The sequence below is a fragment of the Sphingorhabdus sp. genome, assembly GCF_044338195.1.
Classification (GTDB): Bacteria; Pseudomonadota; Alphaproteobacteria; order Sphingomonadales; family Sphingomonadaceae; genus Sphingorhabdus_B.
The window spans coordinates 1-8,062 of the sequence record NZ_JBIIMC010000051.1 but is presented as its reverse complement, the minus strand read 5'-3'; the positions used below and the strand labels follow the sequence as shown (position 1 = coordinate 8,062).

Sequence of the window (8,062 nt, the reverse complement as noted above, 5' to 3'; positions counted from 1 at the left end):
ATCGTGACGATTGCGGCGGCGACCAAGTCATTGGTCAACGTCACGCCGCCATAGCCGCGTCCCCATTCCAATATCGGTAAATAGCGCGCCAATTTCATATCGGTTACGCCGCGCCGATTTTGTGGGGTTTGACCATCCATTCATGCCCTTTGAGCATACCGTGCCAGTAAATTGGCGGAAGGATGGTATCCTTTAACAGCCATGACAGGCGCGATGGACGTGTGCCGTCAATCAGCCAATTCGGGAAGCTGGGCAGCAATTTTCCGCCATAACCAAATTCGGCGAGCACAATCTTGCCGCGCTCGACCGTCAACGGGCAACTGCCATAGCCGTCATAATCTGCGACAGGTGGCTTGCCCTCAAGAGCAGCCAATACGTTCACAGCGACCACTGGCGCTTGCTTGCGTGCCGCCGCCATTGTCTTGGCGTTTGACGACGAGCAGGCGTCGCCCAAGGCGAAGACATTTGCATAACGCACATGCTGCAATGTCGCTTCATTGACCTCGATAAAGCCACTTGCGGCAGCCAGCGGACTGTTGCGCACAAAATCTGGCGCGACTTGCGGCGGGACAACATGGATCATGTCGAACTTTTCTTCGACCCGCGTAACGACGTCCCCGCGTTTCTGTTCAAATGTCGCAATTTTGGCAGGGCCATCGATCGCAACCAGCTTCGATTCAAAATTTAAGTGCGCGTCATAACGTTCAATATATTCCATCAATGCGGGCACATAAGCGGCGACCCCGAACAGCACTGCGCCGCTGTTATGGAATTGCACATCAATGTCTTTTAACACCCCGGCACGTTCCCACGCGCTGCACGACAGATACATTGATTTTTGCGGCGCGCCTGCACATTTGATCGGCATGGGCGGCTGCGTGAACAGCGCGCGGCCTTGCTTGAAATCCTTCACAAGGCGGTTGGTATAAGGGGCAAGGTCGTAACGATAGTTGGACGTTACGCCATTTTGACCGAGCGTTTCGGTCAAGCCATCGATGGCTTCCCAATCCAGCTTAATCCCGGGGCATGCCACCAGCACGCGATAGGCAACCGAACTGCCATCGGCGAGCAGCACTTGGTTGTCCTCAGGCGCAAAGCCAGAGGCTGCCTTCTTAATCCAGTCAACCGCTTTGGGCATGACCGATTTTTCGGTCCGCTTGGTGAATTCAGCCGAGAAAACGCCCGCCCCAACCATAGTCCAGCCGGGCTGATAATAATGATCTTCTGACGGTTCGATAACGGCAACAGATAGATTCCGATTGCGTTTGAGGAGGCTGGAGGCTGTGGCGATTCCGGCACTGCCGCCGCCCACGATAACCACATCATAGATTTTGGTGGAGGATGGCATTTTGTCCTGACCTTTTGTCGCCATTTCCCAAAGTTTGCTGGAACGCGCGCCTGAACGGCAATAAGCAAGAATGGGGGATGGCATTTGGGCAAGGGCCGCTTTCATCTTCGCCGCATCATCGTCCGTAACTGCGCCTGACACGGCCGGAATATACGTGAATGACAGGCCAAGCGCTTCTGCTTCTTTCTGGATAGCGGCGGCGGATGGTTGCCCCGCCTCTTCGCCATCTGGCCGGTTGCATATGACCGATTTAAAACCCTGCGCGGCGGCATGATGCACGTCTTCTGGCGTCAATTGCGCTGAAACAGAAAAGTTTGGCGTGATGGATTTGAATGTCATTTAGGCCCCCGCCTGTTTTGTTTTTTGGGAAGAGAAAGGTACGAAGCGCTGCACGGCCATGCCGACAAACATCGCAACGACAAATGGCGCAACATCGCCCGGCGCAATCGCCAAGTCAGCCAGTGCAGGCCCGGGGCAAAGGCCGGCAATGCCCCAGCCCATTCCAAACAATATGGCCCCAATGGCGAGCGGGCGATCCAGCGTGGCCGTGCCTGGTAAATCAAAGGCTGGCGCGGCAAGCGGTGCCGACAGTCGCGATTTAATGACCCAAGCCACTGCCATTGGCAGCATGGCGCCACCCATGACGAAAGCGAGCGTCGGATCCCATTGGCCAAACAGATCCAGAAACGCCTGAACACGGGCAGGATCAGACATGCCCGAATAGGCAAGGCCGGCCCCGAACAACAGGCCAGAGAGCAATGCGATAAGCGCCCGGGTCATAGCCAACCTCCTGCGCGAAGAAGCCCCACGGTCACAAATCCGCTTGTCATAAACATGCCGGTTGCCAACATCGATCGCGGCGAAAGACGCGACAGCCCGCATACGCCATGGCCACTGGTGCAGCCCGAGCCGAGCCGTGTGCCATAGCCAACGAGCAAGCCACCGATGATCAGCGGCCAGATGGATGCTGGAAAACTGACGTTCACCGCACCAACGGTCTGCGCGATCAAAAGCGCACCAAGCGGAAGGCCGACGACGAATGCGATTGCGACATTTCGTGGTGCTCCGCTATCCGCGATGCCCGTTGCCCGTGCCGCCATTCCGCTGACGCCTGCGATCCGGCCAAGGCCGAGCAGCATGATTGCCGCGGCAAGTCCAATCAGCAAGCCGCCCATAAAGCCCTCAAAGGGCATGGCGTTGGGAAAGGCCGGTATCATACAGCGTTAACCGGGATTTTAAGGTACGTGATGCCATTGTCGTCCGCCGCGGGCATATGCCCCGCACGCATATTCACTTGCACCGACGGCAAAATCAGGCGCGGCATATCCAGCGTCGCATCGCGCGCCTCACGCATCGCGACAAATTCATCCTCGGTTATGCCGTCATGGGCATGGATATTGCCTGAACGCTCTGCCTCCACAGTGGTTTCCCATACATATTCCGTGCGACCAGCCGGTAAATAGTCGTGACACATGAAAAGGCGCGTCGAGGCAGGCAGCGACAATATCCGGCGCAACGACCGGAACAATTGCCGCGCATCGCCGCCGGGGAAATCGGCGCGCGCCGTGCCGTAATCGGGCATGAACATTGTGTCGCCCGTGAACACGGCATCGCCAATGACATAGGCAATGTCCGCAGGCGTATGACCGGGGACATGGAGAACGGTTACGTCCAGCTTCCCAATTTGAAAGTGGTCGCCATCGGCAAACAGCCGGTCAAAGTCCGACCCATCGCGTTGAAAATCAGTGCCAGCGTTAAACAGCTTTCCGAACACATTCTGGACGGTGACGATATGTTCGCCAATTGCGATTTTGCCGCCAAGCTTTTGCTGCAGATAAGGCGCTGCTGACAGGTGATCGGCATGCGCATGGGTTTCGAGCAGCCAATCAACGGCCAAGCCCTGCTGTGCAACATATGCGATAATGGCATCCGCCGACGCGAACGAGGTTCGCCCCGAAGCAGGATCAAAATCAAGCACGCTATCAATGATAGCAGCCTGCTTTGTTTCAGGGTCGTGGACCACATAGCTGACCGTGAAAGTCGGTTTGTCGAAAAAGGCACGAATTATCGGAACACCCTTTTGGGCATCGCTCACCTGCGCAATGGCATTTTCTAGCGCTGAGTCGGGCATGGAAAACTCCTATAAATTCATATTTACATAAATTGTGTAATCAATTATCCATGTTGCGTCAATAAGAGTCTCGTGGCAGCGCCGACAGATGAACAGGATGAATTAATGAACGACACGCCAGCAGTTCCCTCACAGCCCATTAGGATTGGCGAAACAGCGCCGGACTTTCGCGCGCGAACCACGCTCGGGGAGCGGAGCCTATCGGAATATCGGGGCCAGTGGCTCATCTTGTTCTCGCACCCTGCGGACTTTACACCAGTGTGCACGACGGAATTTGTGGCTCTTGCCAAGTCGGCCGCTGCGTTCGAGGCAACTGGTTGTGCATTGCTCGGGCTTTCCGTGGACAGTATCCATTCGCACATTGCGTGGGTGACTGCGATTAAACATAAATTTGGGGTAAATGTTCTTTTCCCAATCATTGAAGATCCCTCCATGGCCATTGGTCGCGCATATGGCATGATTGATGATGCAGCGGCCGATAGCGCCGCGGTTCGCTCAACCTATTTCATCGATCCCGACGGCATCATTCGTGCCATCACCACTTATCCGCATAATGTGGGGCGCTCGGTCAGTGAAATGTTGCGCCTTCTTCACGCATTGCAAGCTACTCAAGGCGGCGCTGGCCTTGCTCCAGAGGGATGGCAACCCGGGGATAAATTGCTTGCATTACCAATTATAAACAGCGCCGAAATCAGTGGTGACGATGATTGGTTTTGCCATTTGGCCGATGCGAAATGACTTCGCTTTTTGAAAGTCGCGATCGCGCCGTAAAAGCGGCGGATAAGCTAAAAGTCTATGCGCAGCCGCAGCGGCTCATGATCTTATCTTGCCTTTTGCGCGGCGAACGCACGGTGAGCGAAATCGATGCCGCAACGGGCATCGGCCAACCTGCGCTTAGCCAGCAACTTGCGGAACTGCGCCGCAACGACCTCGTCAAAACGCGCCGTGCGTCAAAGCAAATCTGGTATGATTTAGCGGATGATAAAGTCTGCTTATGCGTTCGCAGCATGGAAGCCATCCTTGGGGACGAAGGCGATGTGGGGCAAATGTTGAATACCGCCCTGCAATTGAACAAGCCTGAGGCAAGTGCACCCCCAGCACGTGGCGCGGCAGGATTCGCGCGCATCATTTAACGGGCTGAAAATGTTCGGATCGTGTTCGGATTTTTCAGGAACTTTATAAGCACCTGATTCATATTGGAAATTTCATATATCCAAATCTTGCCAAGCTTGGGGTCGAGGGTTCGAATCCCTTCGCCCGCTCCAGTTTTTCAATGCTTTAGGCGATACGGCCTTTGCAACCAAAGGCGGCCTTACGGCGAGCGTTTGTATAAGCGTTCCAAGATTAGCTGTCATGGCAGTTTCTGGGGCAGAAGCTGGCTAGCTGCTTTCGCGTCGATAGAGCGAGGAACGGACCTTCGTCCGGCGAAGGCTGATGTCTGACTTCGACCCATTGAAAGTCCTTTTCGGCCGTCGGAGACGCCGCTATGCATGCGCCATGCACAGGGCCGATCTAGGCTTATTGGCGGGGGATAATGTGATGCGTGTTTTTTCGAACTTATGGCTGGCTGCAGGTGCGATTTCGGTCGCTATGTGCGTGGTTTCCCCAACATTTGCCCAAGCGCCAGTCCAGCAGAAGGTCGAAGCGGTAAAACCGCGGGCGGGTGCGAACCCGGCGCCTGCACGGGCGGCCGGCGAAGGTGCGGGGCCGTTCCGCAAAATGGTAATCCGCGGCGCGATGTTGATTGACGGCACTGGCGCGCCGCCGCGTGGACCGGTTGACATCGTTGTTGAGAACAATCGGATTGCGGAGATATTAGACGCCGGCACGCCCGGGCTGCCGATGAAGCAAGGGCGTGAGCCCCGCGACTTCGACCATGAAGTAGACGCCGCCGGCATGTGGGTGCTGCCTGGCTTCATTGACACCCATGTCCACGGCAGTTCGGCCGATAAAGCGCCGGACCTTGGTTATTCCTATAAGCTGTGGCTGGCCCATGGGGTGACGTCGGTGCGGGGTGTGAATCTGGCTCCGTGGAACGTCTCAACTGTCGAGAAGGCTCGCTCCGCACGCAACGAGATTGTTGCCCCGCGCATCTTTGATTACCAGCGGGTCGGCCAAGGCTGGGATAAGGGGCCAGTGATAACGTCGCAACAGGCGCGCGAGTGGGTCCGCTGGGCCGCGAAGAACAATATTGACGGCATAAAGTTCGGGATCGGTCCGACCGAGGGACCCGAGATATTCAAAGCCGCAATCGACGAGGCAAAGAAGCTGGGGCTTGGCACCACAGCGCACCTTACGCAAACTGGGGTCGCGATGATGAATGCCCGGCAGGCGGGTGAGGCTGGGCTCGGAACGGTGACCCACTTCTACGGCCATATGGAATCGCTCCTGAAGAACGGTGCGATTCAGGATTATTCCACCGATTACAGTTTCAATGACGAACAATATCGCTTCGCCGAAGTCGCGGACATTTGGGACGACATCTACGAGCCGGGTTCGAAGGAATGGACAGACTATCTGCAGGCGCAAAAGGACCGGGGTGTCACTTTCGATCCCACTATGACCATTTACGCGGCCTCGCGCGACTTGATGCGGGCACGCAACGCCGACTGGCACAACGAATACACAATGCCGCAGCTTTGGGACTTCTTCCAATCATCACGCGAGAATCACGGATCCTACTTCTTCGACTGGACAACCAAGCAAGAGACACAATGGCGCAATTTCTACGCGCGCTATATGCGTCTCTTGAATGATTATAAAAATATCGGCGGCCGGGTGACGACTGGCACGGACAGTGGCTTCATCTTTAAAACCTATGGCTTTGGCTTTCCTGAAGAATTGGAGATGCTGCAGGAAGCAGGCTTCAACCCGCACCAAGTGATCCGTGCGGCAACGATGAATGGCGCGCAGACGCTTTACGAGCCTAAAGGGATCACCGATCCTCCCATCGGGATGGTCCGGGTCGGCAAGCTTGCGGACCTCGTCATCGTTAAAGAAAACCCGCTTCAGAACTTTAAGACGCTGTACGGGACAGGGACGCTGCGGTTGAACGAGCAAACCCAAAAGCTGGAGCGCGTCGGCGGCGTCAGCTACACGGTGAAGGACGGAATCGTCTATGATGCTAAGCGGCTACTCGCAGACGTGGCCGCAATGGTGGTGGCCGAGAAGAAGCGGATGGGCTGGCCAGAACAGGGCGTGCCGCGGCCGTAAAGCTTCCACTACCGCGGCGCCCCGTTGAATAACCGGTGCGTATCTGCTTTGAACCAAGAGCAAACGTTGCGTACTCCAGTCCGGATAGTCGCTTTATAAATGGACGGAAATTGGGCCGGAACGCGACTGTCTGCTCTTGGCAATTAAACGCTGAAAGCTGCTAGTCATTTTTCAAGAACACATACTATTTCGGTGTTTCTGCGTGTGGGCGGGTTTATGGTCGGTTGAGAATTTAGATGGCTGATATCTACCTTCTGTCCCTAACCTAGCTATAGCTCAGCGTTCGGCGATATAAGGGCGCACGCCTCTTGTTCCGAAACAACCTCGGCATATTTGGCCTGTAAGTCGAACAAATTGGCTTCATGCGGCGCCGGATGTCGGTCGCCACAGGCTTCGCGCACGACGAAGGGTGCAAAGCCGGACTGCAATGCATCAAGCGCCGTGGCGCGTACGCATCCTGAGGTCGACAGCCCCGTTATGAGCAATGTGTCGATCCCCTCGCGTGAAAGCGTCTCTGCAAGTGATGTTCCAAAAAATGCCGACGCGAACTGTTTTGAAATAACGCGCTCGCCGTCCACCGGTTGAATCGACGGGGGAAATGCACCCAATGGCGATCCTTCCAGAAACACCCGAAGCGACGGGATTTTCTTGTAGAACAAACCGCCGTCTGCGCCATCTGCCTGATACACGACATTCGTAAAGAAGACCGGGATTCCGGCAGCCCGCGCAGCCTCCAAAAGACGTTCATTGCTGGCCAACGCATCCTCAACCCCCGCATATAAAGGCGATGCCGGGTCCAGATACGCCATAACAAAATCGACAATCAGAAGCGCCGGCCGTTGACCAAAAGAAAGACGGCCGTCGAACGCGCCGACATAATTCGCGGTCAGATCGTCATTCTGCTGTGTCATCAGATTGTGCCAGCCGCCTTCAGCCTATCCAACTCCGCAATATCCATCCCAAGCAAGCCGCCATATATTTCGGCATTATGTTGCCCGACAATCGACGGCGCTGGCGAACGGACGCTGCTGGGTGTCGCCGACATCTTCGGAAACGCGCCCTGCATTTTCAGTTTACCATAACGCTCGGTTTCAACCTCGATAATCGCTTCGCGTGCTTGAAAATGCGGGTCTTCCAGCATCTCTGGCGCGCGGTATACGCGTCCGGCTGGAATCGAATATGCAATCATCAACGCGTCGACTTCATCAACGGTCAGCGTGGCCGCCCAGGCATTGATAATGTAATCAAGCTCAAACTGGTTGTGACCGCGTGCAAGATGCGTTGCGAACCGCGGGTCCGTTCCAAGGTCAGGCATGCCCATAGCTTCTGCCAATCTTTGCCACAGCGAGTCTTTGTTCGCGCCAATCATA

General features: G+C 55.7%; 9 protein-coding genes. 3 read left to right on the top strand and 6 right to left on the bottom strand.

Annotation, left to right across the window (positions count from 1 at the left end; all coding sequences use genetic code 11):
- Nucleotides 1-103 precede the first annotated feature (103 nt).
- The 4 genes from ACIQZK_RS10330 to ACIQZK_RS10315 are packed head-to-tail and all read right to left on the bottom strand — an operon-like array spanning nt 104 to nt 3,479.
- Nucleotides 104-1,687 carry a TIGR01244 family sulfur transferase gene (locus ACIQZK_RS10330; protein WP_397576054.1) on the bottom strand — a complete coding sequence of 528 codons (1,584 nt, stop codon included), beginning with the start codon at nt 1,685-1,687 and terminating at the stop codon, nt 104-106.
- Nucleotides 1,688-2,128: a DUF6691 family protein gene (locus tag ACIQZK_RS10325; protein WP_397576053.1), complete on the bottom strand. Its 441-nt coding sequence runs from the start codon at nt 2,126-2,128 to the stop codon at nt 1,688-1,690.
- Nucleotides 2,125-2,565, bottom strand: coding sequence for a YeeE/YedE family protein (locus ACIQZK_RS10320; RefSeq protein ID WP_397576052.1), 441 nt, complete (start codon nt 2,563-2,565; stop codon nt 2,125-2,127). Before ACIQZK_RS10320 ends, ACIQZK_RS10325 begins: the two co-directional genes overlap by 4 nt.
- Nucleotides 2,562-3,479 (bottom strand): MBL fold metallo-hydrolase, encoded by a 918-nt coding sequence (locus ACIQZK_RS10315; RefSeq protein ID WP_397576051.1) that lies wholly within the window; start codon nt 3,477-3,479, stop codon nt 2,562-2,564. Before ACIQZK_RS10315 ends, ACIQZK_RS10320 begins: the two co-directional genes overlap by 4 nt.
- 105 nt (nt 3,480-3,584) lie before the next feature.
- On the opposite strand from ACIQZK_RS10315, the gene ACIQZK_RS10310 reads away from it, so the two are divergent.
- The 3 genes from ACIQZK_RS10310 to ACIQZK_RS10300 all read left to right on the top strand — a co-directional run bounded on the left by ACIQZK_RS10310 (nt 3,585) and on the right by ACIQZK_RS10300 (nt 6,692).
- Nucleotides 3,585-4,217 (top strand): peroxiredoxin, encoded by a 633-nt coding sequence (locus ACIQZK_RS10310; RefSeq protein ID WP_397576050.1) that lies wholly within the window; start codon nt 3,585-3,587, stop codon nt 4,215-4,217.
- Nucleotides 4,214-4,612, top strand: a complete 399-nt coding sequence (locus tag ACIQZK_RS10305) for an ArsR/SmtB family transcription factor (RefSeq protein ID WP_397576049.1) — start codon at nt 4,214-4,216, stop codon at nt 4,610-4,612. Before ACIQZK_RS10310 ends, ACIQZK_RS10305 begins: the two co-directional genes overlap by 4 nt.
- A gap of 457 nt (nt 4,613-5,069) precedes the next feature.
- Nucleotides 5,070-6,692 (top strand): amidohydrolase family protein, encoded by a 1,623-nt coding sequence (locus ACIQZK_RS10300; RefSeq protein ID WP_397576055.1) that lies wholly within the window; start codon nt 5,070-5,072, stop codon nt 6,690-6,692.
- 269 nt (nt 6,693-6,961) lie between these two features.
- Here the strand turns inward: ACIQZK_RS10300 and ACIQZK_RS10295 are convergent, their stop codons facing one another.
- On the bottom strand, nt 6,962-7,603 hold the full coding sequence (locus ACIQZK_RS10295) for an N-carbamoylsarcosine amidohydrolase (RefSeq protein ID WP_397576048.1): 642 nt from the start codon (nt 7,601-7,603) through the stop codon (nt 6,962-6,964).
- On the bottom strand, nt 7,603-8,062 hold a 460-nt coding region (locus ACIQZK_RS10290; protein WP_397576047.1), incomplete at its 5' end, for a CoA transferase. The genes ACIQZK_RS10295 and ACIQZK_RS10290, both read right to left, overlap by 1 nt.